The sequence below is a fragment of the Natronobacterium texcoconense genome (genome assembly GCF_900104065.1).
In the GTDB taxonomy this organism is placed as follows: Archaea; Halobacteriota; Halobacteria; order Halobacteriales; family Natrialbaceae; genus Natronobacterium; species Natronobacterium texcoconense.
The window spans coordinates 1,213,185-1,239,250 of the sequence record NZ_FNLC01000002.1 but is presented as its reverse complement, the minus strand read 5'-3'; the positions used below and the strand labels follow the sequence as shown (position 1 = coordinate 1,239,250).

The window sequence follows — 26,066 nt, the reverse complement described above, 5'->3', positions numbered from 1 at the left end:
GGATGTAATATTTCACCACTTGTTTCTAAAATCCACTCACGTCGGGAACGTCTCGATTCGCACCCACTGCTTCTCGAATTGATGACCTGTGGACCGCCGACCCTAACGATTAAATATATGAAGACATAATTCGTAACTAGTTTCATGCCAATGCAACGCAGGCAAGTTCTGGCGGGGATCGGAGGGCTAACGACGATGTCGGTCGCTGGCTGTCTCGGGGGCAGCGACGACCAGGGAACGACCCTGTGGCACGACTTCACGGACGCAGAGCAGTCGGACCTCGAAGATCACGTTGCTGCGTTCAATGAGGACCGTGACGAGGAGCTGAACGTCGAACAGGTCCCGGAGATCGTCGACCAGCTCGACACGGCGATTCCGTCCGGTGAAGGCCCGGAGACGTTCGGCTGGGCCCACGACTGGGTTGGCACCTACTACGACCGGGACTTCATCTACGACGCGTCCGACGACCTCTCGATCGACCTCGAGGGAACGTTCACCGAGGCTGCAGTCCAGGCCGCTCAGTGGGAAGGTGGCGTGTACGGTATCCCGTACGCATCCGAAGCGGTGACGCTCATGTACAACGAGGACATGGTCGACGAGCCACCGGAGACGCTCGACGAGATGGTCGAGATCATGGACGAGTACCACGACCCCGAAGAGGGGATGTACGGTCTCTCCTGTCCACCGGCCGACCCGTACTTCATCAGTACGTTCGCGCAGGCGTTCGGTGGCCGATTCTTCGACTCCGAGACCGAAGACACCCACATCGACGAGGACGACTTCGTCGAGGGCGTCGAACTGCTTCAGAACGAAATTTGGCCGTACGTCCCGGCAGACCCTGCATACGAGGCACAGATTCCCGTATTCGCCGACGGCAACGCACCGTTCGCAATCAACGGGCCGTGGGAAGTCGACGGCTTCCGCGACTCGGACATCGACGTCACCGTCACCTCGATGCCCGACATCGAGGGCGGCGACCCGACGCCGTACACCGGCATCCAGCTCTGGTACTTCACCAGCAACCTCGAGGACGCACCCGAAGAAGAAGTCGAGACGGCCGTCGAGTGGGCCGAGTGGCACGCGACCAGCGAGGACGCGATCGTCTCGAACGCCCAGAACCACGGTTCCATCCCGGTCCATCAGGAGTACGCGGACGACGACGACCTCGGTGACGACGTCGCGGCGTTCGCCGAGACCGTCAGCATGGGGATCCAGATGCCTGCCCACGAGCGGATGGATCAGGTCTGGAACCCGGTCGAGGACGCCCTCGAACAGGTGTTCAACGATCAGGAGAGTGCCGAAGACGCGATGGACGCGGCTGCCGAAGAGATTCGGTCTCGTTGGGACTGAGCTAACCACCAGTTAGTCGCTTAATTATGTCCACGTCATTCTTCGAACGCTTCTCGGACCGCGGCCAGCAGCAGCTCCCCGGCTTCCTGGAAGATCGCGACTGGCTTGCGTTCTTCCTCGTTGCACCGGGGATCGTACTGTTCCTCTCGTTTATGCTGTTCCCGATCGCGTTCCTAATCTACCTCTCCTTTACGGACGCGACTCACACCGGAACGGTCATCGGGGGCGAAGCGAACTTCATCGGGATCGACAACTACGTCCAGCTCTTTACGGACACGCAGTTCTGGAACTCCCTCGGAGTCACCTGGCTGTTCCTCGCCGTGAGCGTCACGGCCAAGATCATCGTCGGTGTTGCCATCGCGCTCGTCCTCACGCACGCTCGCGTCCGCGGGAAACGGTACATGCGTGCCCTCGTAATCGTCCCGCTTGGATTCCCGGAGATCTTCTCGATCACCGTCTGGCGAGGGATGTTCAGCAGCGCCCGGTTTGGACCGTTCAACGAGATACTCTCGATGTACAACAGCGCCGTGGCGAGTATCGTCGGCGTAATCGACTGGCTACTCTTTTTCGTGACGATAAACGCACCCGAGTTCCTGCTCGTAGACATCCCGGTTGCATGGTTCGGGAGCCGCTGGAGCACCTTCGCGTCGTACGTCACGACCGAAGTCTGGCTGGCATACCCGTTCATGGTGATCATCATCGTCAGCGCGCTCCAGGACGTCCCGATGGAGCTTCACGACGCCGCGAAAGTCGACGGCGCCGGCTACTTCCATCGGTTCTGGCACGTCACGATGCCGGCGATCAAACGTCCGGTGATGTTCGCCTCGATTCTCACCGCGGCAGCCTCGTTCCAGCAGTTCCTGGTTCCGTGGGTGTTCAACCGCGGTGGGCCTGCCCGAGACAACGAGCTCATCCTCGTCTACGGGTTCCGCGAGGCGATCGAGCTCAACGAGTACGCGCTCTCGTCCGCGATCATGGTCACGGCACTCGTGTTCGTGGGCATGTTCATGTGGATTGCAGTGAAGAAGGGTAACCTCGCTGACGGGGTGAGCAACGAATGATCGACGACATAGAGAAGACTATCGAGCAGGTTCGAACCGGTCGACGGAGCGTTCTCGACGTCGGAAAGACGGTCGCCGGCAGCGCCGGCGCCACTCTGCTCGTGGTGTTGCTGATGTTCCCGGTGTACTGGATCGTCTCTGCCTCGTTCTCCCAGGGAACGGCCCTGTTGAGTTCCGAGGGGCTGTTCGCCGATCCCTCGACGTACAACCTGGACGCCTACCGCTGGGTGCTGTTCGAGTCGAACTTCATCTGGCAGAACGGCGAATTCGGCGAACCGGGCGCGCTGTTCAACAGCCTGATCGTCGTCTTCGTGACCGTCAGCGTCTCACTGTCCGTCATCATTCCCGGCGCGTACGCGCTCTCGAGACGGAACTTCGAGGGTCGCGAGAAGGTCCTCTACGGCTACGTCCTGTTCACCCAGGTCGGCGCCGGGCTGTCGATCGCGACGCTGGTCGCGCTCTACGCCCTGTTCGTCAACCTCGGGTTGAGCAACAACCTGTTCGTGCTCGGGCTGTTCTACGCCGCGGGCGCGATCCCGTTCAACACCTGGCTGCTAAAGACGTTCATGGACAACATCCCCGTCTCCTACGAGGAGGCAGCGATCGTCGACGGCGCGAGTCAGTGGCAGGTCATCCGCGAGGTCATCCTGCCGCTCTCGAAGCCAGGTATCGCCGTGATCTTGATCTTCACGTTCCTCGCCGGATGGAACGAGTTCATCATCGCACAGACACTGTTGCAACCGGAGAACTACACTCTCTCTGTCGAACTCTACGCGCTCGCAACCGACGAGTACGAGACGCCGTGGACCGAGTTCGCGGCCTTCGCGATCCTGTTCGCGCTCCCCATCGCGATCATCTACTTCGCCGCACAGAACTACGTGGAGAGCGGACTCTCCTTCGGTGGCATGGAAGGCTAACGCTCTCTCTTTCCCGCCTGCTTTCCTCTCGCGTTGCAAACTGTTACGCCTCGTCGAACTACGCTGAGCAGAGCTCAGCGAGCTTGACGAAGCTATGCTTCGTCAAAGAGTTCCTCACCCTCGACCATCTGCTCCTCGACGACGTCCATATCGAGCGTCACCCCCAGTCCCGGCTCCTCCGGAACCTCGATGTAGCCGTCCTCGATGACGTCCTCTTCGACGAGATCCGCCCACCACTCGAGTTCGTAGGAGTGGTACTCTACGGCAAGCATGTTCGAGATCGATGCGCCGACGTGGACGCTTCCCATCGTCGCGACGGGCGAGGCGACGTTGTGCATCGCGACGGGGACGTAGTAGAGGTCCGCGAGGTCCGCGATCTTGCTCGTCTCGCGCATGCCGCCGACCTTTGGCATGTCCGGTGCGATGATGTCGACCGCCTGTTCCTCGAGTAGCCGTCGCTGGCCGTGGGTTCGGTAGACGTTCTCGCCGACGGCGACCGGGGTCGTCGTCGACTGGGTGACCTCCCGCTGGACGTCGTGGTTCTCCGGCGGGACGGGATCCTCGAGCCACCAGACGTCGTACTCCTCGAGCCGTTTCGCCAGCCGTTTTGCGCTCTCTCCGGAGAACGACCAGTGGCAGTCGAAGGCGACGTCGGCGCGGGAGCCCACGCGTTCGGTGACGGCCTCGACGATCGAGGTCTTGTGCTCGATTTCGGGTGGACGGAGGTGGCGATTCGCTCGATCCTTCTCGTGACCGGAGGGAACGTCGAGGTCGAATTTGAGGGCGTCGTAGCCGAGTTCGTCGACGACGCGTTCGGCCTCGTCCGCGCAGGCGATCGGATCGGCCTCCTCCTCGGTGTGACAGTCACAGTAGACGCGTACCTCGTCGCGGTACTTGCCTCCCAGCAGTTGGTACGCAGGCACCTCGAGAATTTTCCCGGCCAGATCGTGCAGCGCGACCTCGATTCCCGAGATCGCCGTCACGGTGACGCCGCCGATCGAGCCCTCACCGGACATCTTCTGGACGAGGTGCTCGGTCAGGCGGTCGATGTCGAGCGGGTTCTCGCCCCGGAGGAACGGCGCCATCCGCTCGATGAGTTCGGGTGCGCCCGCGCCCCAGTAAGCTTCACCGGTACCGACGATTCCGGCGTCGGTGTAGATTCGGACGAGCGTCCAGGGGAAGTTGCCGTCGATCATCGTCGTCTGGACGTCTGTGATCTCGACGTCGCGTCCGCCCCCGCGTTCGCGGGTGACCTGCATCGTCTCCGCGGAGAGGTCTCGCATTGTGTACTCCGCGTTCGGGTCACGCAGCTTCGAGTAGTCGATGCTCATGGGCGCTCCTTCGCCGCCACCTCGGTAATAAGTAGGGCCAGCGTCGTCAGCCGTCGGGTGTCGCGGAGTCTATCCGCTCGCGTCGGGCTTCAACCCGCCGACCAGCGACCGGATTCGTTCGGCCGCGTCGGATTCGACATCCAGTCGGGCGAGTTCGTCGCTTGCCTCCTCGAGCGGAGCGTCGAGCAACCGCTGTGCGGCGAGTGCAGCGCGCTTCTCGGCTTCGCGGCGTTCGATCGCCCGCGGGCCGACGGCGAGTTCGATTCGCGTCGTTCCCGCGTCGGGTGTTGAACGGTCGAGGACGGTCACGGGTCCGATTTCGCGGGTGTTCCGGACGTGCGTTCCGCCACAGGCCGCGACGTCCCACGAGTCCCGTGATTCGGCCGCATCGCCGGCGACGGTAACGGTCGTCCCGCTCGCGAGTCCGTTCCCGCCGTTGTCCTCCTCGCCACCGATCGTGACGAGTCGAACGCGGCCCTTCTCGACTGCGCCGGCTTCGCCCGCCTCGTCGAACACGACGTCGTCGCGCTCTCGAACCTCGGAGATCGGCGCATCGTCCCAATTGACCGGCCGAGATTCCCAGACGGCCCGATTCACGAGTTCGTCGAGTTCGATCAGCGTCTCGTCGCCGATCGTCGTATTCGTCTCGAGGTCGACCTGTACTTTCTCCTCGCCGATGTCGATTCCGGCGTACTCGAGGTCCTCGAGCAACTGCCGTCCAGCACCGTAGAGGACGTGACTGGCGGTGTGGGCACGCATACAGTACATCCGGAACGACCAGTCGATCGAACAGAGGACGCGTGCGCCGACCCTGAACGAGGGTTCCTCGGCCAGCACGTGAACCGGATCGCCGTCGACGAGTTGTACGTCTTCGACGTCGATGCCGTCGATCGTGCCGCGATCGGCAGGCTGGCCGCCACTCTCGGCGTAGAAGTAGCTGCGCTCGAGCCAGACTCGATTGCCGTCGATCGACGTCACTTCGGTATCGAACCGCGTGGCGTACGGCTCCGCTGCCGCCAGTTGCCCGCTCATCGGTTGCAATCGATCGTCAGAGAGTAAAAGTCTGCTCGCCGAACCTGTCCCTGCTACGTTTTGTCACTCCGCGAGCGTCACGTCCAGTCGCTCCTCGAGCGCCTCGATGAGGCCGCCACCGACGCCCGCTTGCGTCGCTCGTCCCTGCTCGACCGCGAGCAGGTCCTTCTCGCGCGCGCCGAGTTCTTCGGCGAGTTCCTCGCGCTGGAGGCCGGCCTCCTGTCGCGCTTCCGTCGCCTTCTCGCCGTAATCCGAGACCAGGTACGGCAGCGGGTCGTCGTCGTAGTTCGTTCCCTCTTTCTCCCAGTGTTCGGAGTCGCCATCCCAGACCGGGTTCGCCTTCGCGACGTTCTGGGCGGCCTTCTGCTTGCGGCTCGGTTCGTCGTCGTCGCGGCCGCTCGAGCCCGAATCGCTGCTGCTGCGGGACTGCGTGCGCTTCTGGTCGTCGTGGGGCGCACAGTCCGGACAGACCTCGAGTTCGGCCCCCGCGACCGACGCGCGCTCGAGGGAATCGCTCTCTGCACCGCAGAGTTCGCAGTTCGTCCCACCGCCGCCGGAGGACGAACCGGTCGAGTACTTGGCCATGCGATAAATTGGCAACTGGAGCATTTCAACTTTGCCACAGCGCGGAGTTCACGGGTCGGTCGGCTCCCCTCGAGAGCGAATCTCCCCCGATGTGCGTGTGACCCCGACGCAGGCACCGACCGAAAGGAAAGGTCTTTTATAATCACGCTGGATACGAGTGAATGCGGAGAAAGACAGAGCGAGCGTGGGTAGCCAAGCCAGGCCAACGGCGCAGCGTTGAGGGCGCTGTCCCGTAGGGGTCCGCCGGTTCGAATCCGGTCCCACGCATCGCACGGCGGTTTATCCGCCACACAACGATGCAGGTGATCTCCCTTCGAGGACATCACCCACGCATAATTCCTTCCGAGAACTACACCAGATAGCGACGGCTTCGTTGCTACTTCTGGTTCCGTTTCAGCGTCTCGAGAGGCGCCTCCACGGTGGACAGTAACCCCTTTCCCATCTCGGTCGAACCTCGAGACATGGAGTACGTTCCTCGAGAGCGAGTTACCAGTCTGACCGTCGTCTTGAGCGTCGTCTCGCTCGCGGTGGTCTTTGCGGCCGCGGGCGGGCGGATCCCGCCGTCGACGGTTCCGGCCGCGCCGCAGTGGTTCCTGGAACTGATCCCGCACGTCAACGTCGTCATCAGTGCGACCGCGATCGCGACGATCGCGTTCGGCTGGCGGGCGATCCGTCGGGGGAACGTCGATAACCACCGCATCGCGATGCTGGCCTCGTTCGGCCTGTTCGCGGCGTTTCTGGTGCTGTACCTCTATCGGCTGGTCGCCACGGGCGGCCCGCAGCCGTTCCCCGGCCCCGACGTGGCCTACCAGTTCGTCTACCTGCCGTTACTCGCGATCCACATCTTCCTCGCGGTCGTCTGCGTGCCGCTGGTCTATTACGCGCTCTTGCTCGCCTTTGCCTATCCCGTCGAAGAACTCCGGCGGACGAGTCACGCGCGGTTCGGACGGCTGGCGGCGAGTCTGTGGCTGATCTCGTTTACGCTGGGGATCGTCGTCTACGTGCTGTTGCACGTGGTTTACTGACGGGAGAACTCGAGTCGACTCGCCGGGCGCTCAGTCGTCAGCCGCCATCGTCGCTCCCTCGAGTTCGGGTCGACTGACGTCCCGGTCGGTCTCTTCGCCCTCGATGTCGTAGGGGTACTCGCCGGTGACACAGCCCAGACAGAGATCGATTCGTTCCTTTCCGAGCACGTCGGCGACGGCGTCGGTCGAGAGGTACGCGAGGCTGTCGGCGTCGATGGTCTCGCGGATCTCCTCGACGGTTTTGTTCGCGGCGATCAGTTCCTCGCGGGTGGCCATGTCGATTCCCATGTAACACGGAGCGACGATCTCCGGCGCACCGATGCGCATGTGGACTTCTTCGGCTCCGCAGTCCTTGAGAAGTTGAACCAGTTGCGTCGAGGTCGTCCCGCGGACGATCGAGTCGTCGATGAGCGTGACGGTCTTGCCCTCGACGGTAGACTTGATCGGGTTGAGCTTCAGCCGCACCGCACGTTCGCGTTCGTCTTGGGTCGGCATGATGAACGTCCGGCCGACGTACCGGTTTTTCATCAGTCCCTCGGCGAACTCGACGCCGTCGTCGTCCTCGGCACGGGGGTCGCCGTCGGCGGTCGTTTCGGTCGCCGCGTCTGCGTACCCGGAGGCGAAGGCCCGTCCAGAGTCGGGAACCGGCATCACGACGTCGGTCTCGACGCCGCTTTCCTCCCAGAGTTTGCGCCCGAGATTCCGGCGTGCCTCGTAGACGAGCGTGTCGTCGATGACGCTGTCCGGCCGTGCGAAGTAGACGTGTTCGAAGAAGCAGTGCGCCGTATTCTCGTTTTCGACCAGCTGGTAGGAGTCGAACCCCTGTCCGTCGTCGTCGAGGACGACCAGTTCGCCGGGTCGGACGTCCCGGACTAACTCCCCGTCCAGGGTGTCGATCGCCGCCGACTCCGAGGCGAGGATGTAGCCGTCCTCGAGTTCTCCGATACAGAGCGGTCGGTTCCCCTGTGGGTCCCGAACCCCGAGGACCGTATCGTCGTGGCTTATCGTCAGCGAGTACGAGCCGTGAATCCGGTTCATCGTGCGCTTGACCGCCCGAATGAGGTCTTCCTCGAGCAGGTTGCGCGCGAGGTCGTGGGCGATGACTTCGGTGTCGCCGTCGCTGGTAAAGGCGTGGCCGACGGCGGCGAGTTCCTCGCGGATCTCGTCGGCGTTGACGAGGTTGCCGTTGTGCGAGAGCCCCAGCGAACCGCTCTTGAACGAGACGGAGAACGGCTGGGCACACGAAGTGTCGACCGAGCCGGCGGTCGGATAGCGGACGTGGCCGATTCCGGCCGAGCCAGCCAGCCCATCGAGGTCGTCCTCGTCGAAGGCGTCGCCCACGAGCCCCATCTCGACGTGGCTGTGTTGCTGGAAGCCGTCGTGGGTGACGATCCCGGCCGACTCCTGGCCGCGGTGCTGAAGCGCGTACAGTCCGTAGTACAACGGTCGCGCCGCCGATCGACCATCGAGTGAGACGCCGACGACGCCACACTTCTCGGTCATCCCTGTTCGCCGGGGAGTCTCGCCCCGCCCATCAGTCATGGTCGACCGTAGCGTCTCGAGTGGATAAAAATCCCCGTGTTTGTGCTTTCAACACCCATTCCCATACACATAATTATACACGTATGTGTATATCTATGGCTGCTGTCCGTATGCGGCTGTACACCGTATAGCTGCCGACTCGAGCGACCAGCTGCAAGAACGGAGTCCACCCCCTATTCAGGCACAGGCCGTCTCACCGCGTCAGAAAGCGTGAGGCACTCGGTTGGATACCGAGCTATACGGCTGTCGGTACCGAAGCGAACCAGACGGGGTCGTGCTCGAGCGAAATACGGAACGCTCGTGCGTTCACGGTCTGGCAGAAACAGTTCCGAAAACCCGTCCTCGCGTTCAGCGATCCCAGTCTGAGTCTCTTTCACCGAACTACCTGCTCGTGCGGAGACGTTCTGACAGGCGGACGAGCGTCGTTCCGAGAACGACGACGGCAAGTCCAGTCAGTGCGACCAGCGCCATCGTTTCGGGCTCTCCGCTCGCCACCGCAAGCAGGGACACCGAGCCGATAAGTAGCGTGACGGTGAACAGCAGTGCTTCCGCACGGACGTTCAGTTCGAGCCACGTCGATGGAAGACCGAACGTACTCTGCTGATTGTAGCGCATACACGTGTTGTTGCCTACCTAACAAATAAATTTGTCGGTGATATAATAGGAGCTACTGTCATTACTCCTGTCTCGAGCGAGCGACGGTGACTACTCCTCGAGTGCGACCAGTTCCTCGACGGCGGGCAACTCGCTGTCGTCGTCGACGATCTGGGCCATCCGGTCGTGGTGTTTTGCTGCGGCGTAGCTCACGAGGGAGTCGTCGTCGACGCCGATTGCATCCTCCTCCGCCGAATCGCCGACGATTCGCTGGACGAGCATCGCGAGTTCACCGATCGTCTCTTCGATCAAACCTGGGTCGACACCTTCCTCCTGGACGAGCGTCTTGAGCTTCCACATCCCGAACCCGACGTGTCGGCCCTCGTCGCTGCGGATGCGGGAGAACCCCTCGACGAGTCCCGGAAGCCGTGGCAGTTCCTCGTACTCGCCACTGAAGTTCGTCTGGACGCCGTAGTAGCCCGTCTGGGCGAGGATCCCCTCGATCGCCATGTGGTAGTGACAGTACGCGAGCGCGCGGTTTTCGGGAGTATCCTCGAGCAACAATTTGTGCATCGCTTCCTCGTTGCGCTCGAACAGCTCTTCGTAGGGGTCGGGAAACCACCGCTCGTCGGTCGGCGCGGTCGGTTCGAGCCCACGACGTTCTTCTTCGGGTGTAATAATCGATCCCCAGTAGCGATCGAAGAAGTCGGCGTGTTTGGCTTCCTCGTATAGCTGGGTCGTCACGAACAGCTGATCTGCGACGTCCTCGAGGACGACCCCGAGCGGCGAGAGGTCCTCGGTGACGGCTTCCTCGCCGGCACCGAACAGCGCGAGCGTCTCACGAAGGCCGTCGAATGCCGGTTTCGGAACGTCCTGAATCGCCTCGCGGTCGGTCTCGAGATCGATCTCGTGGGGGTCCCAGTGGCGCTCGACGGCGTTGCGGTAGTACCGGAAGGATCGACGGTCGTGGTCGATTCGCCCGGGACTGGTGTCCGTTGGCATACACCAATGGTCGACCGACTGGTGAAAAACAGTGTCGGTCGGGGTCGTCACGTCGACAGTTTCGAACCCCCTCGGTCCGTATGGTCGGACGACGATCACCCGATGATCGAACTACCGCGAACGGCGTACGACAAACTCGTCTACCGGGCCTACGACGGCGACGACCGCGAGGTCTGTGGCGTCCTTGCGGGCGACCGCGGCGACGACCACACCGTCGTCACCGACGTCTACCCGACCGAAAACGTCGCCGAGACACCCGAAATCCGGTACGAGATCGATCCCGAGGAGCAACTCGAGGTCATCGAGCAAATCGAAGCGCAGGGCCTCGAGGTGGCTGGCTTCTATCACTCCCACCCCGCGGGCCCGACGGAACCGACGCCGAGGGACGTGGAACGGGCGACCTGGCCGGACGTCTCCTACGTCATCGTCGCGCTCGATGGCTACCCCTACGTCGGGTCGTGGCGCTGGCGCGAGGACGAGGAGACGTTCGAAGGAGAGCGGGTTCGGGTGTGCGAGACGCTCGAGGACGCCTCCCGATTCCCTCTGTAACGACCGACGACCCAACGACGTTTTTTCTCGGGAGAACGAACGGGTCGCCATGGTCGAGGAGATTCCGCCCGAGGAACTCAAGGAGAAACTCGAGAACGGCGAGGACGTCCAGGTCGTCGACATCCGTTCCGAACCGGAGTACGAGCGCGGACACGTTCCGGGCGCGATCAACGTCCCGATGAACGAACTCCCCTCGCGGATCGACGAGTACGACTGGGGCGACGAGGTCGTCGTCGCCTGTCCGATCGGCCAGAGTTCGATCCAGGCGGCCCGACTGATCGGGAGCTACGAGGACGTCGACGCCGACGCCGTCGCGAGCATGGCAGGCGGCTACCGGGAATGGGAGTACGACCTCGAGAGCGGGTCGGAAAGCGACACGTAAGCCGTTTCACTCCCTTCTCGCCGTTCCGCCATCGACGATCTCGATCGGATCTCCGACCTCGAGAACGTTCTCCCGATCCGCCTCTGGTACTCGAGCGATGAGCATGAGCGTGTAGTAGTGATCGAACGCCTCCCCGTCGGCCCACTCGGGGAACGTCTCCCGGCGTTTTTCGATAAACCGTTCGCGGAACTCGGGCAACGGCTCGCCCGTGTCGGGGTCGCGCTGTGGAACGACACAGCGGCCACACGGCGTCACGCCCTCGAACCGGACGTCGCCGGCGCGAAACGACGGTGCGCCGTCGCCGACGAACCGGTCCTCCCAGAACGCCGGGACTCCCGACACCTCGACGTTCGCCCGCATTCGCCGGCGAACCGAGTCGACGGTCAGGTCGTCGAACCACGACGCCACGGTCTCGAGCGTCGCCGTACTGATCACCGACGGCCCCATCTCGCGGCGATCGACGTAGCCCAGCGATCGGTCGCGCTCGAGGGTTACCTCGAGGTCGAAGACGTCGCCGAACCAGTCGGCCGCTCGCTCGCGTTCGTCGGCGCTCTCGAGGTCGAACTGCCGGCTCTCGCCATCCGTCTCGACCAGTAACTCGCCCGTCTCGGGATCGAAGTCCGTCTCGAGGTCGTGGACCCGATCGGTCCGTTTCCCGTTTACCACCTCGCCGTCCGCGTCGAACAGCGCGAACTCCCTGTCGCGGGCCAACGTTCCGCCATCGACGATCGACGCCTCCTCGAGTTCGATTCCGTCGAGCCCCTTGACCGGGTAAATCCGAATGCGCTCGAGCCGTGCCATGCGTAGTCCGTGGTTGCTTCGGGTAAATACAGTGTCGGATACCGCAACCGTCACGAAGTGTTCAAGACGGTTGCTCCGAACCTCTCGAGTATGCGACTCGAGGAGTACTGGGGCGTCGGTCCGAAGACGCGGGAGACGCTGGACGAGGAGTTGGGCGAGGAACGCGCGGTCCGGGCGCTCGAGAACGGCAACGTCCGGGCGCTCACGGACGCCGGCCTCTCCCGTGGTCGAGCGACGCGTATCCTTCGGCGGGCGACCGGCGGCGACGGAATGGACCTGCTGGCGACGAGCGACGCCCGCGCCGCGTACAAGGACCTGCTCGAGATCGCCAGTGAACACGCCGTCACTCGACGTGCGGCGGATCGAATCCGCGTCCTCACGCCCCTCTCGAGCCGCGAGGCGATGACCGATCGGCTCGACGCCGTGCTCGCGGCGCGGGACGCCTGGGCCGACCTCCCCGACGACGACCGCGAGACCGTCCTCGAGGCCTACGACCAGTACGACGACCGCGACGGGAGCGAACTCGCGGCCGTCGAGACCGCACTCGCCCTTCTCGAGGCGGGCGTCGACTCCGGTCCGTTCGCCGCAATCGCGGGCCTCGAGGCCGAGCGACTCGAGGCCGCTGCCGAGGCACTGGCGGCACTCGAGGAGGGAAGCAATGGCGTCCGCGTGCGAGATGGTGCGGACGAGGAACTCGACCGCCTTCGGGCGACGCTCGGAGCGATCGAGGACGTGAACGCGAACGCCCTCGAGGTGATCGAACAGCTTCGATCGGCGGGCGTCCGCGACGTCGCGGAGTTTCGCGAAGCCTTCGCGGACTACCTCGTGGGCGAGACGGACGCGACCGTCGACCGGGTGCGGGCGGCGATGCCGGGCGACGCCGTCGACGCGACCGACTTCGTCCGGGAGACGCTGCGGGCGCTGCGGGACGACCTCACCGAAGCGATCGACGAGCGCGAGCGGGCAGTCGCGCGCGAGTTCCGGGGAACGCTCATCGAGACCAGAGACGCCGTCGACCGGGCCGTCGACGCCGTCGACGACATCGCGCTTCAGTTGTCGCTCGCCCGGTTTTCCCTCGAGTACGACTGTACCCGCCCGACGTTCCGCGAGGGCGACGACGTCGCGGTCTCCGTCGTCGACGCACGGAACCTCACCCTCGCCGCTCACCGGGAGGAATCTGTCCAGCCAGTCACCTACGCGCTCGGCGACCACGACGTGGTCACGACTCCGGCCGAGGCCGACGACCCCGGAACCGAACGCGTCGCGGTCCTCACTGGGGCCAACAGCGGCGGGAAGACGACGCTGCTCGAGACGCTGTGTCAGGTCGTCCTGCTGGCCTCGATGGGGCTTCCCGTTCCCGCCGAACGCGCCGAGGTGACGACGGTCGACTCGCTGGTGTTCCACCGTCGGCACGCGAGTTTCAACGCCGGCGTCCTCGAGTCGACGCTGCGCTCGATCGTCCCGCCGCTGTCCTCGGGCGGACGGACGCTGATGCTGGTCGACGAGTTCGAGGCGATCACCGAACCCGGGAGCGCGGCGGACCTGCTGCACGGACTGGTGACGCTGACCGTCGACCGGGACGCGATGGGCGTCTTCGTCACCCACCTCGCGGACGACCTGGAACCGTTGCCACCCGAGGCTCGAGTCGACGGCATCTTCGCCGAAGGGCTGAATCCGGACCTCGAGTTGCGCGTCGACTACCAGCCCCGGTTCGGAACCGTCGGCCGGTCGACGCCGGAGTTCATCGTCTCGCGGCTGGTCGCGAACGCGAGCGACGGCCAGGAGCGTGCGGGCTTCGAGACGTTGGGCGAGGCGGTCGGTTCCGAGGTCGTCCAGCGGACGCTGGCGGACGCCCGCTGGGGCGAGAGCGACGATTGACCCCGGAGTACGCTCACTGCACCCCGTTTTCGGGATCGTCGTCGGGCCAGCAATCCGGCGGCGGTTCGTACTCGTCCGTTCCGTAGGTGTAGATCGTTCCGTCTCGATCCTCTCGAACTCGCGCCTCGAGATAGGCCTGTGCCGCTCGTCTCGAGAGCGCGCCCATCTCGATGGCGTCACCCAGGACCGTCTTGGTCGCCCGGAACCAGATCCGGACCGCACGGTCGTCCTCGTGCTCGACCGCGACGATCGCACCGCGACTACCGTCGCGGCCGTCGCCCCACTCGAGCCAGCAGACCTGGTAGGCGTCGACGACGTACTCTTCCCCAGGTGCGACGAGGTACAGCGCCTCGTAGGTCCGTGGGTCGAGGTGATCCGAGAGGATCCGTTCGCGTGCGATCGAGTCCGCGAGCAGGTCGCCGTCGACGCGGCCGTCCGCAAGTGGGGTCTGGGCGTCGATTCCGTCCACGAGCGCGAGGTCGTCACCACCCCAGTGACTGTACCGAAGGTCGTAGAGGTGGTCGGGTCGCCGGTAGGCGACGAGCGCCCTATGTCCCATCTGTCTCTCCGAACTCGTCCCGTCGCTCTCTCGGTTGAGACGGGGCGCTGACCGCCGTCCGAACACGGCAAGCGGGGGTCGTGTCGTACATCGCCGGCATTGGACGCGTGTCCGTACTTGAACCCGCGGACTCGAGTCGGTCGCAACGACGAAAACCCCCGCCGACCTAGATACTCTCGAAAACGAATGGGAACCGCATACGACGCCATCGTCTTCGACAACGACGGCGTGCTGACGACACCGACCGATTACGACGTACTGGTCGACGCAGTTCACGACGCCTTCGAGACCGTCGGCGTCCACGAACCGCCGACCGATCACGTCGAGACGCTGCTGAGTCCCGACGTCCCCTCGCTTCGACGGATCGCGGACGATCACGGTCTCGAACCCGACGAACTGTGGAATGCACGCGAACGCGCGGCGATCGAGGCCCAGCTCGAGGAGATGCGCGCCGGCCGCAAACGGCCGTACGACGATATCGACGCCCTCGCTGACCTCGAGACGCCGACTGCGATCGTCAGCAACAACCAGCACCGAACCATCGAGAACATCCTCGAGGAGTTCGACTTCGAAGGGTTCGAGGTCTGGTACGGCCGCGAGCCGAGCGTCGAGGGGATCGAACGCAAGAAGCCGACGCCGTACTACCTCGAATCGGCGATCGACGATCTGGGGGCGTCGAATCCGCTGTACGTCGGTGACAGTCAGGTCGACGTGCTGGCGGCCGACAACGCCGGGATCGACTCGGCTTTCATCCGCCGCGAGCATCGGATCGACTACGAGCTATCGGTCGAACCGGAGTACGAGATCGCGTCGCTTTCTGCACTCACGGATCTCGTCTAGGCTTCGACGGCTGCCCGTCGCTCGGCCCGTTCCCCGAGCGCCTCGTTCATCTCCCGGAATCCTCGCTCGAGTCGCTCTCGATCGAACAGCAGCGGGACGAGTGCGCCGCGAAACGTCTCGCGGTGGAGTAGTCGCGTTCGCTTGCCGCCATCGATCGGCTCGAGGTGGAACTCGTGGTAGCCGTCGAACGCGAAGGGGATCCCCAGCCGTCCCTGCCAGACGAACCGTCGGTTCTCCTCGATGGCGGTCACCTTGGGTCGGAACGTCACGGCGCGTGATCCGGGTGGCCGGATTCGAACTCGAAGCCGTTCGCCCTCGACCGGAACGCCCTCGATCGCCCGGACGAACGGATTCCACTCCGGATAACTGTCGAACTCGAGTAACACCTCCCAGACGACCGCCGGCGGCGCGTCGATTTCTGCGAACAGTTCGATATGGTTCATGCTATCGAGTAACACCTGGGGGCGTATGCGACTACCGGTAGCTATCGTGGCCTTGCGGTTCGATCGTACGCGTCGTAGTCCAGGAGCAGTGCCAGCAGAAAGAGACCGATCGCTGGGAAAATAAACACGCTGAGGACGGCCTGCCAGAACCCGAGGAGGAACAGTCCGACGATGCCGCCGATCGTAAACGCTGGGCGACGACGGACGACCCCGATGCCACCGAGCACCGCAGCGCCCGCAATGAGTCCGAAGAGAACGAGCCGGAACGGACCGTATCCCGGTTGTGGCAGGTAATACAGAAGGACGCCGACGAGACCCACTACGGTTAGTACGACGATCCCTCTCGCGGCAGTAGTTCTGGATGACATTGGTTCGAATATAGTTACACGTCCTACAAAATAGTGTCCGCATCGTCGACGTCCGGACGTCTCTTCCGACCGACTGGACGGCTCGAGCGGCGGTCGTTCGGTTAGGTGCTGTCGGTCAACTACCCAACCCTACTTCGTCCACCCTGACGGATTCGCTCGTGGAGGGTGGGCTTGTCCATGAACTCGGCCTCGACCCCTTCCGGGTGGGCGTTGAAACGGCGGTTCGTCGAGTACGGTGGGTCGCCGGGTCGCCTCGGACGAAGTGGGCTGCAGGGTTGATCTCGCATTCCCGAGATCGACGACCACGGAGTCGTACGCACCGGTCACCTAGGACGCCGAGTCCGTATACCCACAGTCACTCGAGGTCGAAGCGATCGAGCGTCATCACCTTGCTCCAGGCGTCCACGAAGTCACGGACGAACGTTTCCTCGCCGTCGGCGGCACCGTAGGCATCTGTGAGGGCTCGAAGCCGAGCGTTCGAGCCGAAGATGAGATCGAAGCGAGTGGCGTCCCACTCGACGTCGCCGGTGTCGCGGTCGCGTATCTCGAAGCGTTCTCCGTCCTCCGAGACTGGCTCCCACTCGTAGTCCATATCGAGCAGGTTCGCGAAGAAGTCGTTCGTCAGGAGACCTGATTCGTCGACGAAGGCGCTCCGACCCTCGTAGGTTGCACCCAGCGCGCGCATGCCACCGACCAGCACCGTCATCTCGGGCACCGACAGGGTCAACAGGTGTGCGTGGTCTACCAGTCGCTCCTCGGGTGAGTCGTACAGGTCGTCGTACTCGCCACCGAGGTAGTTCCGGAAGCCCTCGGCCTTCGGCTCGAGCGCCTCGAAGGACTCGACGTCGGTCTGTTCCTGTACGGCGTCCGCGCGGCCCGGTTCGAACGGTACGTCCACGTCGTAACCGGCGTCGGCCGCCGCCCGTTCGACGGCCGCGTTGCCGCCCAGCACGATCAGATCGGCGAGCGAGACCCGAACGTCGTCGTCGCGTGAGTCGTTGAACTCGGTCTGAATCTCCTCGTAGGTCGAAAGGATCGTCTCCAGTTCCTCGGGCTCGTTGACCTCCCAATTTCGCTGTGGCTCGAGGCGGATACGCGCGCCGTTCGCGCCGCCGCGCTTGTCGCTGTCGCGGTAGGTCGACGCCGACGCCCACGCTGTCTTGGCCAGTTGCGGGACGGAGAGATCCGACTCGAGGATTTCCGTCTCGAGTTCGTCGATCGCCTCCTCGCCGATCAGTTCGTGGTCGGCGTCGGGGATGGGGTCCTGCCAGATCATCGTCTCGTCGGGGACCTCCGGCCCGAGGTACCGCTCGGGCGGACCCATGTCGCGGTGGAGGAGCTTGAACCACGCCTTCGCGAACGCCTCCCGGAACTGGTTGGGGTTCTCCTGGAACCGTTCTAAGACCTCCCGGTAGTCGGGGTCGTGTTTCAGGGCGACGTCCGTCGTCAGCATCATCGGTAGCTGGGTCTCCGATTCGTCCTGAGCGTCCGGCGCTTCCTCGAGCTCTGTCTCGTCTTTCGCCCGCCACTGCCACGCATCGCCGGGACCCTTGTGGGGCTCCCACTCGTGCTCGAGCAGGTTGTCGACGTAGCCCATGTCCCACTGGATCGGCGTGGCGTTCCACGGCCCTTCGATCCCGCTCGTAATGACCTCGAGCCCGCCGATCTTGTCTTCGCTTTCCTTGTGTTGCCAGCCGAGGCCCTGCAGGTCGATGGGGGCCGCCTCGGGCTCGGGGCCGACCATCTCGTCGGGGTTGTCAGCGCCGTGGACCTTCCCGAAGGTGTGGCCGCCGGCGATGAGCGCGACCGTTTCCTCGTCGGTCATCGCCATGCGCTGGAACTCGTTGCGGATGTTCTTCGCGGAGCCCTCGAGGTCCGGTTCGCCGTACGGACCCTCGGGATTCACGTAGATGAGTCCCATCACGGTGTTCGCGAGCGGGTCTTTGAGGTCGCCAACCTCCCCCTCGTGGAAGCGTTCGGGCGAGGTGGTCTCCCACTCCATTTCGGGACCCCACTCGACGGCCTCGTTGGACTTGTACGCGTCTTCGCGACCCCCCGCGAAACCGAACGTCTCGAAGCCCATCGACTCGAGGGCGACGTTGCCGGCCAGCACCATCAGGTCGGCCCACGAGAGCTGACGACCGTACTTCACCTTGACCGGCTGGAGCAGACGGCGGGCCTTGTCGAGGTTGACGTTGTCCGGCCAGCTACTCTCCGGCGGGAGACGCTGGAGGCCGCCGGACGCACCAGCACGGCCGTCGAGCGTGCGATAGGTGCCGGCGCTGTGCCACGCCATCCGGATGAAAAGCGGCCCGTAGTGTCCGTAGTCGGCCGGCCACCACTCCTGGGAGGTCGTCATGATCTCCTCGATGTCTTCCTTTACCTCCCCGTAATCGAGTTTCTGGAACTCCTCAGCGTAGTCGAACTCCTCGCCATACGGACTGGCGTCCACGGTGTTATCGTCGAGAACGTCTACTCGCAACAGATCCGGCCACCAGTCCTGGTTGTCCCATGTCATAGAGTAACAGAAACGAACACCAGCCCCTTAATATTGTCTTGTATTTGTCATTTTGACTTTCTTATTTACAATACGGTACCAGGGAAACCGTGTCGAAGACTTGTTCTTTTCGCCGGGAGGTGGTCTCGAGGTCGGCATCTACTGAACCGCGACATTCGGCGGCACAGGCCGTGCATTCCTCTATTACGTCTCGTCCAGGGTCCTGCGTTTTCGTGATGCGCGGCCACGACGAGAGAAGCAGGTGACAGGTCAGGTCGGATGCCGAATACGGGGCCGACCAGGAGCGCGTATACCTATCACGGAGGCTCCCATCACTCCGACCAATGGTACGGATCCTCGCAGCACCGCAGGTGGCGTCGCTACTCGACGTCGAGGACCTGCTATCGGTGATCGAGACGGCGCTGATCAAGCAGGGCCGCGGTGAGGTAGTTCGACCTGAGCGCCCGCATTTCCCGGTCGGCGAAGGGATCGATCCCGACCGGCCGAACGAGCCACTCGGCACGGGACTGACCATGCCCGCCTACGTCCACGGATCGGACTACTACGCGACGAAACTAGCCAGTTTCTTCGAGGAGAACTCGGAGCACGACCTGCCGACGATCAACGCACAGATCGTGGTGAACGACGCCGCGACCGGTCTCCCGGTCGCCGTAATGGACGGCACCCACATCACCGGTATGCGAACCGGCTGCATTGGCGGGCTAGCTGCACGCGAACTCGCGACGGAACCGGTCGAGCTAGGGGTCGTCGGCGCAGGAACGCAGGCACGCTGGCAAACGCGGGCGATCGCGGCGGCTACCGACCTCGAGCGCGTCCGAATCTACTCGCCGAGCGACTCGCGAATCGCGTGTGCGACCGAACTCGACGACGAACTCGAGGCGACCGTCGAACCGGTCGACACCGCGCGGGCAGCCGTCGAGGGTGCCAATACCATCGTCACGGCGACACCGGCCGAGTCGCCGGTTCTGGACGGCGACTGGCTCGAGCCCGGCACCCTCGTCGTCGCCGTCGGCGCGTTCTCCCCCGAGATGCAGGAGCTCGATCGGACCACGTTCGAGCGGGCCAGTCGGACCTTCGCGGACGTCCCCGAAGAGGTCACGGACACGGGGGATTTGCTCGCAACGGACCTTGGAAAGGACGATATCGTCCCGTTCGCCGAGGTCCTCGAGGGCGAGTCCGGTCGTCGGGCCGACGACGAGATCCTGGTCGTCGAGAGCGTCGGTTCGGCCGTCTTCGACGCCGCCACTGCCGCCTCCGTCGTCGAACGAGCGGAGGCGAACGACGTCGGGACGACAGTCGACCTCTGAAATCGTCGGCCGGCCGTCCCGGAAGACGCACGCCCGACCTATTTCCGCCCTGTCGATGTCGACGCCTTCATGACGAACATCGCCATCACCGGTGCGTCCGGACGCGTCGGCAGGGAAACCATCGAAGCGCTCTCCGGTGACGACGTCGAACTCGAACTCTTCTCCCATAGCGAGAGCGAAGACCTCGACACGACGCCGCTCGAGGTCGCCGACTACGACGAGGTCGACGACGCTCTCGAGGGACAGGAGGTGGTGATTCACCTCGCGGCTAACCCCGACCCGCGAGCGGAGTGGGAGGGTGTCCGGGGGCCGAATATAGACGGGGCCTACAACGTCTACGAGGCTGCTGTCGAGAACGACCTCCAGCGCGTCGTCTTCGCGAGTTCGAACCACGCGGTCAACATGGACAACGCGGTGTCGGGGATCCGGCCGGAGTCGACGGTCGGCAAGCCCGACGTGGTTCGACCCGACGACGCGATGGATCCCGACACCTACTACGGCGTCACGAAGGTTTTCGGCGAGGCGATGGGGTCGTACTACGCGAAACGCCACGGACTCGACGTCGTCAACCTGCGGATCGGCTGGCTCCTCTCTCGCGACGAACTCCGCTCGGAGATTCAGGATCGAGACGGGGCCGGCGAACGATACGCCCGCGCGATGTGGCTCAGTCCCGAGGACTGCCAGCGGCTGATGGAGGCTGCGACGACCGCCTCGCTCGCGCAGACGCCGCTGACCGCCCACGGCATCTCGAACAACACCCAGCGGTTCCTCTCGCTTACCGAGACGATGCTCGAACTCGGTTACCGCCCGCGGGACGACTCCTCGGACGTGCTCGAGGACGACGGCGGTGGACAGGACGGGCTCGAGGCGAAGTAAGGCAGTCCGACCCGCGACCGCCTGCTGCTCTCGGGATCGAAAGACCGAATATCGGGACGTTCGTACCGCTACACATGTCAACCAAAGTCTCGGAGTCGACGGGCTACGTGCCGAACGTCCAGATGTCGGCGTTCGGGTACGTCATCGCGGCGGTTCTGGTCATCGTTATGTTGCCAGTGTTGCCGATTCTCGTCCTGGCGTGGATCCTCTGGCGCGTCTTCGTCAGCGAAGAGGAGATGGAATCGAGCTACGAGACCTGGCGAAACGATCCGAACCGCAAGCGACTGGAGCCACCGTTCGAGGAAGAGGAAGAAGAGACGGAAGAAGAAGCGGAAGCCGAAGCCTGACTCTCTACTTTTTCGTCAGTCGTCCGCCGGTGTGACGAGATCCGCCGGTAGCTCGCCCGGCAGTTCGTCCCGGTCGTGTGGTGCCTCGAGGTCGAGGTCCGGTCCTCGAGCGACGATTCCGTGGGGGTTCACGTCCGGGTGGGTCGTGTAGTAGTGTTCCCTGATGTGGTCCATGTCGACGGTCTTTGCTACCCCTGGCGTCTGATAGAGGTCCCGCAGATACGGCCAGAGGTTCTCGTACTCCCGGATGTACTGGATGTTACACATGAAGTGCGTGTGGTAGACGTTGTCGAACCGGATCAGCGTCGTGAACATCGCGACGTCGGCCTCGGTGAGTCGGTCGCCGGCGAGGTAGCGCTGGTCCGCGAGTACGTCGTCCCAGTGGTCCAGCGCCGAGAAGAGGTCGTCGACGGCCTCGTCGTAGGGCTCCTGTTCGGTCGCGAAGCCGGCACGGTAGACGCCGTTGTTGATCGGCTCGTAGATTTCGTTGATGATCCGGTCGACCTCCTCCTGGTTCCCGTCGGGGTAGAGGTCCACGTCCCGCTCGGCGTACTCGTCGAACTCGGTGTCGAGCATCCGCATAATCTCCTTGGACTCGTTGTTGACGATTGTGTTTTCCTCCGTGTCCCAGAGGACCGGCACCGTCACGCGACAGGTCGCGTCCGGATCGGCCTCGACGTACAGTTCCCGCAGGTAGTCGGTGTCGTGGACGTGATCGCGCGTACAGCCCTCCTTCTCGGGCGTGAACTGCCAGCCGTCCTCGTCGCGGTAGGGGTCGACGACCGACACCGAGATAGCGTCCTCGAGCCCCTTCAGCGCCCGCGTCACGAGCGTTCGGTGGGCCCATGGGCAGGCGTAGGAGACGTAGAGGTGGTAGCGTCCCGCTTCGGGCTGGAACTGTGCGTCCGGATCGTCGCGGATCCGGTCGCGGAACGTCGTCTCCTGGCGCTCGAACGAGCCGTCTTCGCTCGTCGTTTCGTACGCGTCTGTTCGCCACTCGCCGTCGACGAGCATGTTCATAGTCGAACGGAGGGGACGGAGACTGAAAGGGGCTCGCTAACCCCGATGTCACCGGTTCTCGTCTCGTCCCCGGTCGGAGTCACAAGCGTTTATGCGCTCACGGTGACCACCGGAATATATGCCAGCGGACGGGGACGACGATCGACACCGCCAGAGTCGCCTGTTTACGGACGAGGACGGCGAGTTCGACGCCGACCGTGCACTCGAGGAGTCGCTACCGATCGAGGACGGCGAGGTCGTCGACACGGACGACCTCGCGGACCACCAGCGGTACGTCGAGGGACGAGGAATCTACGACGAACGCAACCGGCTCAACGACCTCACCGGAAAGGAGTGGAAGTACGCCACGAAGTCCGTCATCGCCGAGGGGTATCCGCCGGACGTCCAGCACGACCTGCGCAGCGAACACGGCGGCCAGAAACCGCCGAGGCTCTGTGCGGAACTGATCGGGCGATTCAGCAAGGCCGGAGACACCGTCCTCGACCCGTTCGCCGGCGTCGGCGGCACCTTACTGGGCGCGAGTTTCTGCGAACACGAGGGGACCGGACTGCGCGAGGCAATCGGCTTCGAGCGCAACGAACGCTGGATCGAAATCTACGAGGAAGTCCTCGAACACGAAAACGAAGAGCGACGTGCCCGCGGCGAGCCACCGCTTTCCACCCAGGAGATGCGCCACGGCGACTGTGCGGAACTGATCGAGGACGTCCCCGACGCCTCCGTCGACCTCCTGCTGACCGACGTCCCCTACTGGCACATGGACGAACTCGAGCAGACCAGAAACGAACGCGAGACCAGGGAGAGCAAACTGGATTCGTTCGACGACGACTCGAGTGTGGAGGGTCAGAGCAAAGACGAGTGGCTCGAGGACATGGCCGGGAAGTTCGACCGGTTCGCCGACGCGGTAGCCGACGAGGGCCACCTGGTCGTTTTCATCGGCGACATGTACCGCGAGCAGTCCTACGAGTTCCTGTCTGCGGACCTCGCGCGAGCGATCGAATCGACGGCGCCCGTGACGCTCGCGGCGAACCTGATCTGGTACGATCCGACGAAGGACCTGCACGTCTACGGCTATCCGTTCTCGTTCGTTCCGTCGATGGTCCACCAGAACGTGCTTGTGTTCCGGCGGGACGACCGATAATCGCCGTTGTCTGACTCGCGTCAGTCGATCGTCTGACGGGATTTTATCATGTCCCCGTTCGTCGTCGTAGTTGACGCGCACTCCCCATCCCCTCTCCACCCCCCATCCCAACTGATCCGGTTGCGCGTCACCTCTTCACTATGCTTTCCGCTTTCCCGTTCAGCACCTGCTCCGTGTCAGAATACGTCGAGACATCGGTCGAAAGCGGTAGTTACAGCTCGCCGAGTTTGTAAGACGGTACGTCACTGGGCGCTGGTCGTCTCCGTCGACAGCGCAGCACGCACGTCCTCTGCCCGATCCGTCTCGGTGATGACCGCGACTTCGTCGCCGGCCTCGAGTTCGGTCCCCGGCAACGGAATCGACAGCGACTCGCGTTCGCGGCCGTGTGCGTAGATCCGGGCCGACGCCGGCAGGTCGAGTTCGGTTACCCGTTTTCCGACGGCTGACGAACCCTCCTGAACCTCGAGGACGGTCAACTGGAGGTTCGTGGCGAGGTCGGCGACGACGTTGAAGTCACCGCCCAGCAAGGCGGTCTTTGCACCGGCAGCACCCAGCCGTTCCGGGTAGATGATCTCGTCGACGTCTTCGGCGTACTTCTCGTAGATGTCTTCGCGGTAGTCCTCGTCGATCCTGAGAACCGTCCGACAGCCGTGGTGGTTGCCGACCATGCAGGCCGCGAAGTTGGCGTTGAGGTCGGGGGTGAAAGCACCGATTGCGTCCACGTCGTCGACCCCTGCCTCCAGAAGCACCGCTTCGTCGGCACCGTCGCCGTGGACGGTCTCGAACCCGTCCGACTCGGCACGTTCCACGCGATCGGAATCGTCGTCGACGACGACGACGTCGTGTCCCTCTTGCGCGAGGATACGCGCCGTTCTCGAGCCGACCCGTCCGTACCCCACGATGACGAATTTCATGGTGCATGTGTACACCTTCCGGGGTGAAATACGTTGGTCTCGTCGTGACGACTCGAGACCGTCTGACGCCGATGCGTGGCGACGGTCCCACTGGAACTCGAGTCCGGACCTACACCAAACTATACACATGTGTGTATAACTAATCGTCGATCAAGACGGGAAACTTTAACTTAACGCTGTATCTATGCTCGACCGTCCAACATGGGTGTGGCTGATACGGTCGCCGATTACTTCGACTTCGGTGATCACGATACCGACTATCGAACCGAAACCCTCGCGGGAATCACGACGTTCCTCGCGATGGCGTACATTATCGTCGTCAATCCGACAATCCTCGCACCGGCGATCTTCGGCCGGCCGCCGGGCGAGATCGCGGCTGACGATCAGACGGAAATTGCGGGCGAGATGTACTACTGGGGGGAGGTCGTGGAGATGCTCACCGTCGTCACGATCATCGCGTCGATCATCGCGATTATCGTAATGGCCGTCTACGCCAGGCGACCGTTCGGGCTGGCACCTGGCATGGGGCTCAACGCCTTCTTCACGTTCACCGTCGTCCTCATCCTTGGCGTCCCGTGGCAACTCGCGCTCGCGGCCGTCTTCGTCGAAGGAATAATCTTCATCGCGCTGACCGCCGTTGGCGCACGAAAGTACATCATCGAACTGTTCCCCGAGCCGGTGAAGTTCGCCGTCGGTGCCGGTATCGGTGTCTTCCTGCTGTTCCTCGGTCTTCAGGAGATTCAGGTCGTCGTCCCCTACGAGAGTACGATGGTTACGCTCGGGAACGTCCTCGAGAGTCCGATCGCGGCGCTGTCGCTTGCCGGTCTCGCGGTGACGCTGCTGTTGTACGCCCGCGGCGTTCGCGGGTCGATCGTGATCGGGATTCTGACGACGGCCGTCGCGGGGTGGCTGCTCACGCTCGTCGGCGTCGTCGCACCCGACGTGCTCACCCCGGAGGGGTCGTACGATCAGGTGACCACCGAGGGTATCGCCGCGATGTTCGGTGGCGTCCAGTACGACTTCACGCCGCTGTTCTGGGGATTCGTCGAGGGACTCGGGATGATCGCCGACGATCCACTCGTCTTCCTGCTGGTCGTCTTCACGTTCTTCTTCGTCGATTTCTTCGACACCGCGGGAACGCTCATCGGCGTCTCCCAGATTGCCGGCTTCCTCGACGAGCAGGGTGACCTGCCCGAGATCGAGAAGCCGCTGATGGCGGACGCAGTTGGGACCACGGCGGGTGCGATGATCGGCACCTCGACCGTGACGACATATATCGAATCTTCGACCGGAATCGAAGAGGGCGGTCGAACCGGCTTTGCCGCGCTCGTCGTCGGCGGAATGTTCCTCCTCTCCCTGCTCGTCGTCCCGCTGATGTCCGCGATTCCCCAGTATGCGACCTACATCGCACTGGTGGTCGTCGGGATCATCATGCTACAGGGTGTCGCCGACATCGACTGGCAGGACCCCGCGTGGGCGATCACCGCCGGACTGACGATCACGATCATGCCGCTAACGACCTCGATCGCGAACGGTCTCGCAGCAGGTATCATCAGCTATCCGCTGGTCAAGGCTGCGATGGGCGACGCTCGAGACGTCTCGCTCGGTCAGTGGGCGCTCGCCGGTGCCTTCATCGTCTACTTCGTCGTCTACTTCGCCGTCGAAGCGGGCATGATCGTCTTCTAGA

The 26,066-nt window shown here is 63.7% G+C and carries 25 protein-coding genes, 1 tRNA gene and 1 pseudogene; 14 read left to right on the top strand and 13 right to left on the bottom strand.

What is annotated here, in order from left to right; genetic code table 11:
- Positions 1–150: 150 nt before the first annotated feature.
- From BLR35_RS13540 to BLR35_RS13530, 3 genes are read left to right on the top strand one after another with little or no spacing between them, the layout of a single operon-like run.
- Positions 151–1,350 (top strand): extracellular solute-binding protein, encoded by a 1,200-nt coding sequence (locus BLR35_RS13540; protein WP_170831031.1) that lies wholly within the window; start codon positions 151–153, stop codon positions 1,348–1,350.
- 26 nt (positions 1,351–1,376) lie between these two features.
- A complete protein-coding gene (locus tag BLR35_RS13535; RefSeq protein WP_090382815.1) occupies positions 1,377–2,411 on the top strand; it encodes a carbohydrate ABC transporter permease in 1,035 nt (344 codons plus the stop codon).
- Entirely contained in the window at positions 2,408–3,328 is a 921-nt protein-coding gene (locus BLR35_RS13530) for a sugar ABC transporter permease (RefSeq protein WP_090382812.1), read from the top strand. Before BLR35_RS13535 ends, BLR35_RS13530 begins: the two co-directional genes overlap by 4 nt.
- Before the next feature lie 92 nt (positions 3,329–3,420).
- On the opposite strand, the gene BLR35_RS13525 is transcribed toward BLR35_RS13530, so the two are convergent.
- The 3 genes and pseudogenes from BLR35_RS13525 to BLR35_RS13515 all read right to left on the bottom strand — a co-directional run bounded on the left by BLR35_RS13525 (position 3,421) and on the right by BLR35_RS13515 (position 6,276).
- Positions 3,421–4,659, bottom strand: a complete 1,239-nt coding sequence (locus BLR35_RS13525) for a mandelate racemase/muconate lactonizing enzyme family protein (protein WP_090382810.1) — start codon at positions 4,657–4,659, stop codon at positions 3,421–3,423.
- 102 nt (positions 4,660–4,761) lie between these two features.
- Positions 4,762–5,691: pseudogene (locus BLR35_RS13520) on the bottom strand (alanyl-tRNA editing protein); the annotation flags it as partial.
- A 63-nt stretch (positions 5,692–5,754) separates the two neighbouring features.
- A complete protein-coding gene (locus tag BLR35_RS13515) occupies positions 5,755–6,276 on the bottom strand; it encodes a helix-turn-helix domain-containing protein (RefSeq protein WP_090383007.1) in 522 nt (173 codons plus the stop codon).
- Between the two features lie 182 nt (positions 6,277–6,458).
- Between BLR35_RS13515 and BLR35_RS13510 the strand changes: the two genes are divergently transcribed.
- Both BLR35_RS13510 and BLR35_RS13505 read left to right on the top strand, forming a co-directional pair.
- Positions 6,459–6,543 (top strand) — tRNA-Leu (locus tag BLR35_RS13510).
- Between the two features lie 194 nt (positions 6,544–6,737).
- Entirely contained in the window at positions 6,738–7,301 is a 564-nt protein-coding gene (locus BLR35_RS13505; protein ID WP_090382805.1) for a DUF420 domain-containing protein, read from the top strand.
- A gap of 30 nt (positions 7,302–7,331) precedes the next feature.
- On the opposite strand, the gene purF is transcribed toward BLR35_RS13505, so the two are convergent.
- The 3 genes from purF to BLR35_RS13490 form a co-directional block, all read right to left on the bottom strand.
- Positions 7,332–8,804, bottom strand: coding sequence for an amidophosphoribosyltransferase (gene purF, locus BLR35_RS13500; protein ID WP_090382802.1), 1,473 nt, complete (start codon positions 8,802–8,804; stop codon positions 7,332–7,334).
- 420 nt (positions 8,805–9,224) lie between these two features.
- The gene (locus BLR35_RS13495) at positions 9,225–9,458 is read right to left on the bottom strand and encodes a hypothetical protein (protein ID WP_090382799.1); all 234 of its coding nucleotides are present in this window, start codon (positions 9,456–9,458) and stop codon (positions 9,225–9,227) included.
- A 90-nt stretch (positions 9,459–9,548) separates the two neighbouring features.
- Entirely contained in the window at positions 9,549–10,439 is an 891-nt protein-coding gene (locus tag BLR35_RS13490) for a ribonucleotide-diphosphate reductase subunit beta (RefSeq protein ID WP_090382796.1), read from the bottom strand.
- A 102-nt stretch (positions 10,440–10,541) separates the two neighbouring features.
- On the opposite strand from BLR35_RS13490, the gene BLR35_RS13485 reads away from it, so the two are divergent.
- Entirely contained in the window at positions 10,542–10,988 is a 447-nt protein-coding gene (locus tag BLR35_RS13485; protein WP_090383005.1) for a desampylase, read from the top strand.
- Between the two features lie 49 nt (positions 10,989–11,037).
- A complete protein-coding gene (locus tag BLR35_RS13480; protein WP_090382793.1) occupies positions 11,038–11,370 on the top strand; it encodes a rhodanese-like domain-containing protein in 333 nt (110 codons plus the stop codon).
- 6 nt (positions 11,371–11,376) lie between these two features.
- Here the strand turns inward: BLR35_RS13480 and BLR35_RS13475 are convergent, their stop codons facing one another.
- Complete coding sequence (locus BLR35_RS13475; protein ID WP_090382789.1) at positions 11,377–12,171, bottom strand: MOSC domain-containing protein; 795 nt, start codon at positions 12,169–12,171, stop codon at positions 11,377–11,379.
- Positions 12,172–12,261: 90 nt separating this feature from the next.
- Between BLR35_RS13475 and BLR35_RS13470 the strand changes: the two genes are divergently transcribed.
- On the top strand, positions 12,262–14,049 hold the full coding sequence (locus BLR35_RS13470) for a MutS-related protein (protein ID WP_090382786.1): 1,788 nt from the start codon (positions 12,262–12,264) through the stop codon (positions 14,047–14,049).
- A gap of 13 nt (positions 14,050–14,062) precedes the next feature.
- Here the strand turns inward: BLR35_RS13470 and BLR35_RS13465 are convergent, their stop codons facing one another.
- On the bottom strand, positions 14,063–14,608 hold the full coding sequence (locus BLR35_RS13465; protein WP_090382783.1) for a DUF6735 family protein: 546 nt from the start codon (positions 14,606–14,608) through the stop codon (positions 14,063–14,065).
- A gap of 186 nt (positions 14,609–14,794) precedes the next feature.
- Between BLR35_RS13465 and BLR35_RS13460 the strand changes: the two genes are divergently transcribed.
- Positions 14,795–15,448 (top strand): HAD family hydrolase, encoded by a 654-nt coding sequence (locus BLR35_RS13460; RefSeq protein WP_090382781.1) that lies wholly within the window; start codon positions 14,795–14,797, stop codon positions 15,446–15,448.
- On the opposite strand, the gene BLR35_RS13455 is transcribed toward BLR35_RS13460, so the two are convergent.
- From BLR35_RS13455 to katG, 3 genes are all read right to left on the bottom strand, one after another.
- A complete protein-coding gene (locus tag BLR35_RS13455; protein ID WP_090382778.1) occupies positions 15,445–15,891 on the bottom strand; it encodes an SRPBCC domain-containing protein in 447 nt (148 codons plus the stop codon). The two genes, BLR35_RS13460 and BLR35_RS13455, sit on opposite strands and share 4 nt — an antisense overlap.
- A gap of 41 nt (positions 15,892–15,932) precedes the next feature.
- Positions 15,933–16,259: a hypothetical protein gene (locus BLR35_RS13450; RefSeq protein WP_139169294.1), complete on the bottom strand. Its 327-nt coding sequence runs from the start codon at positions 16,257–16,259 to the stop codon at positions 15,933–15,935.
- A 355-nt stretch (positions 16,260–16,614) separates the two neighbouring features.
- Positions 16,615–18,777 carry a catalase/peroxidase HPI gene (gene katG, locus BLR35_RS13445; protein WP_090382774.1) on the bottom strand — a complete coding sequence of 721 codons (2,163 nt, stop codon included), beginning with the start codon at positions 18,775–18,777 and terminating at the stop codon, positions 16,615–16,617.
- 323 nt (positions 18,778–19,100) lie between these two features.
- Here katG and BLR35_RS13440 point away from each other — a divergent pair, with 323 nt between their 5' ends.
- The 3 genes from BLR35_RS13440 to BLR35_RS13430 all read left to right on the top strand — a co-directional run bounded on the left by BLR35_RS13440 (position 19,101) and on the right by BLR35_RS13430 (position 21,307).
- A complete protein-coding gene (locus BLR35_RS13440; RefSeq protein WP_090382772.1) occupies positions 19,101–20,084 on the top strand; it encodes an ornithine cyclodeaminase family protein in 984 nt (327 codons plus the stop codon).
- A gap of 69 nt (positions 20,085–20,153) precedes the next feature.
- Positions 20,154–20,960: an NAD-dependent epimerase/dehydratase family protein gene (locus BLR35_RS13435; protein ID WP_090382770.1), complete on the top strand. Its 807-nt coding sequence runs from the start codon at positions 20,154–20,156 to the stop codon at positions 20,958–20,960.
- A 74-nt stretch (positions 20,961–21,034) separates the two neighbouring features.
- Positions 21,035–21,307 carry a DUF7535 family protein gene (locus BLR35_RS13430; protein WP_090382767.1) on the top strand — a complete coding sequence of 91 codons (273 nt, stop codon included), beginning with the start codon at positions 21,035–21,037 and terminating at the stop codon, positions 21,305–21,307.
- Between the two features lie 15 nt (positions 21,308–21,322).
- On the opposite strand, the gene BLR35_RS13425 is transcribed toward BLR35_RS13430, so the two are convergent.
- Positions 21,323–22,327, bottom strand: a complete 1,005-nt coding sequence (locus tag BLR35_RS13425; protein ID WP_090382765.1) for a glutathione S-transferase family protein — start codon at positions 22,325–22,327, stop codon at positions 21,323–21,325.
- Positions 22,328–22,445: 118 nt separating this feature from the next.
- Between BLR35_RS13425 and BLR35_RS13420 the strand changes: the two genes are divergently transcribed.
- Complete coding sequence (locus tag BLR35_RS13420; protein ID WP_090382761.1) at positions 22,446–23,465, top strand: DNA methyltransferase; 1,020 nt, start codon at positions 22,446–22,448, stop codon at positions 23,463–23,465.
- A gap of 242 nt (positions 23,466–23,707) precedes the next feature.
- Here the strand turns inward: BLR35_RS13420 and BLR35_RS13415 are convergent, their stop codons facing one another.
- Positions 23,708–24,379 carry a potassium channel family protein gene (locus BLR35_RS13415; protein WP_090382758.1) on the bottom strand — a complete coding sequence of 224 codons (672 nt, stop codon included), beginning with the start codon at positions 24,377–24,379 and terminating at the stop codon, positions 23,708–23,710.
- Positions 24,380–24,580: 201 nt separating this feature from the next.
- On the opposite strand from BLR35_RS13415, the gene BLR35_RS13410 reads away from it, so the two are divergent.
- Entirely contained in the window at positions 24,581–26,065 is a 1,485-nt protein-coding gene (locus BLR35_RS13410; protein ID WP_090382756.1) for an NCS2 family permease, read from the top strand.
- Position 26,066: the final 1 nt, after the last annotated feature.

Excerpts from the sequence above, each read along its gene's own strand:
- BLR35_RS13540 (WP_170831031.1), top strand. The coding sequence starts at position 151 with ATGCAACGCAGGCAAGTTCTGGCGGGGATCGGAGGGCTAACGACGATG.
- BLR35_RS13535 (WP_090382815.1), top strand. The coding sequence starts at position 1,377 with ATGTCCACGTCATTCTTCGAACGCTTCTCGGACCGCGGCCAGCAGCAG.
- BLR35_RS13530 (WP_090382812.1), top strand. The coding sequence starts at position 2,408 with ATGATCGACGACATAGAGAAGACTATCGAGCAGGTTCGAACCGGTCGA.
- BLR35_RS13525 (WP_090382810.1), bottom strand. The coding sequence starts at position 4,659 with ATGAGCATCGACTACTCGAAGCTGCGTGACCCGAACGCGGAGTACACA.
- BLR35_RS13515 (WP_090383007.1), bottom strand. The coding sequence starts at position 6,276 with ATGGCCAAGTACTCGACCGGTTCGTCCTCCGGCGGCGGTGGGACGAAC.
- BLR35_RS13505 (WP_090382805.1), top strand. The coding sequence starts at position 6,738 with ATGGAGTACGTTCCTCGAGAGCGAGTTACCAGTCTGACCGTCGTCTTG.
- purF (WP_090382802.1), bottom strand. The coding sequence starts at position 8,804 with ATGACCGAGAAGTGTGGCGTCGTCGGCGTCTCACTCGATGGTCGATCG.
- BLR35_RS13495 (WP_090382799.1), bottom strand. The coding sequence starts at position 9,458 with ATGCGCTACAATCAGCAGAGTACGTTCGGTCTTCCATCGACGTGGCTC.
- BLR35_RS13490 (WP_090382796.1), bottom strand. The coding sequence starts at position 10,439 with ATGCCAACGGACACCAGTCCCGGGCGAATCGACCACGACCGTCGATCC.
- BLR35_RS13485 (WP_090383005.1), top strand. The coding sequence starts at position 10,542 with ATGATCGAACTACCGCGAACGGCGTACGACAAACTCGTCTACCGGGCC.
- BLR35_RS13480 (WP_090382793.1), top strand. The coding sequence starts at position 11,038 with ATGGTCGAGGAGATTCCGCCCGAGGAACTCAAGGAGAAACTCGAGAAC.
- BLR35_RS13475 (WP_090382789.1), bottom strand. The coding sequence starts at position 12,171 with ATGGCACGGCTCGAGCGCATTCGGATTTACCCGGTCAAGGGGCTCGAC.
- BLR35_RS13470 (WP_090382786.1), top strand. The coding sequence starts at position 12,262 with ATGCGACTCGAGGAGTACTGGGGCGTCGGTCCGAAGACGCGGGAGACG.
- BLR35_RS13465 (WP_090382783.1), bottom strand. The coding sequence starts at position 14,608 with ATGGGACATAGGGCGCTCGTCGCCTACCGGCGACCCGACCACCTCTAC.
- BLR35_RS13460 (WP_090382781.1), top strand. The coding sequence starts at position 14,795 with ATGGGAACCGCATACGACGCCATCGTCTTCGACAACGACGGCGTGCTG.
- BLR35_RS13455 (WP_090382778.1), bottom strand. The coding sequence starts at position 15,891 with ATGAACCATATCGAACTGTTCGCAGAAATCGACGCGCCGCCGGCGGTC.
- BLR35_RS13450 (WP_139169294.1), bottom strand. The coding sequence starts at position 16,259 with ATGTCATCCAGAACTACTGCCGCGAGAGGGATCGTCGTACTAACCGTA.
- katG (WP_090382774.1), bottom strand. The coding sequence starts at position 18,777 with ATGACATGGGACAACCAGGACTGGTGGCCGGATCTGTTGCGAGTAGAC.
- BLR35_RS13440 (WP_090382772.1), top strand. The coding sequence starts at position 19,101 with ATGGTACGGATCCTCGCAGCACCGCAGGTGGCGTCGCTACTCGACGTC.
- BLR35_RS13435 (WP_090382770.1), top strand. The coding sequence starts at position 20,154 with ATGACGAACATCGCCATCACCGGTGCGTCCGGACGCGTCGGCAGGGAA.
- BLR35_RS13430 (WP_090382767.1), top strand. The coding sequence starts at position 21,035 with ATGTCAACCAAAGTCTCGGAGTCGACGGGCTACGTGCCGAACGTCCAG.
- BLR35_RS13425 (WP_090382765.1), bottom strand. The coding sequence starts at position 22,327 with ATGAACATGCTCGTCGACGGCGAGTGGCGAACAGACGCGTACGAAACG.
- BLR35_RS13420 (WP_090382761.1), top strand. The coding sequence starts at position 22,446 with ATGCCAGCGGACGGGGACGACGATCGACACCGCCAGAGTCGCCTGTTT.
- BLR35_RS13415 (WP_090382758.1), bottom strand. The coding sequence starts at position 24,379 with ATGAAATTCGTCATCGTGGGGTACGGACGGGTCGGCTCGAGAACGGCG.
- BLR35_RS13410 (WP_090382756.1), top strand. The coding sequence starts at position 24,581 with ATGGGTGTGGCTGATACGGTCGCCGATTACTTCGACTTCGGTGATCAC.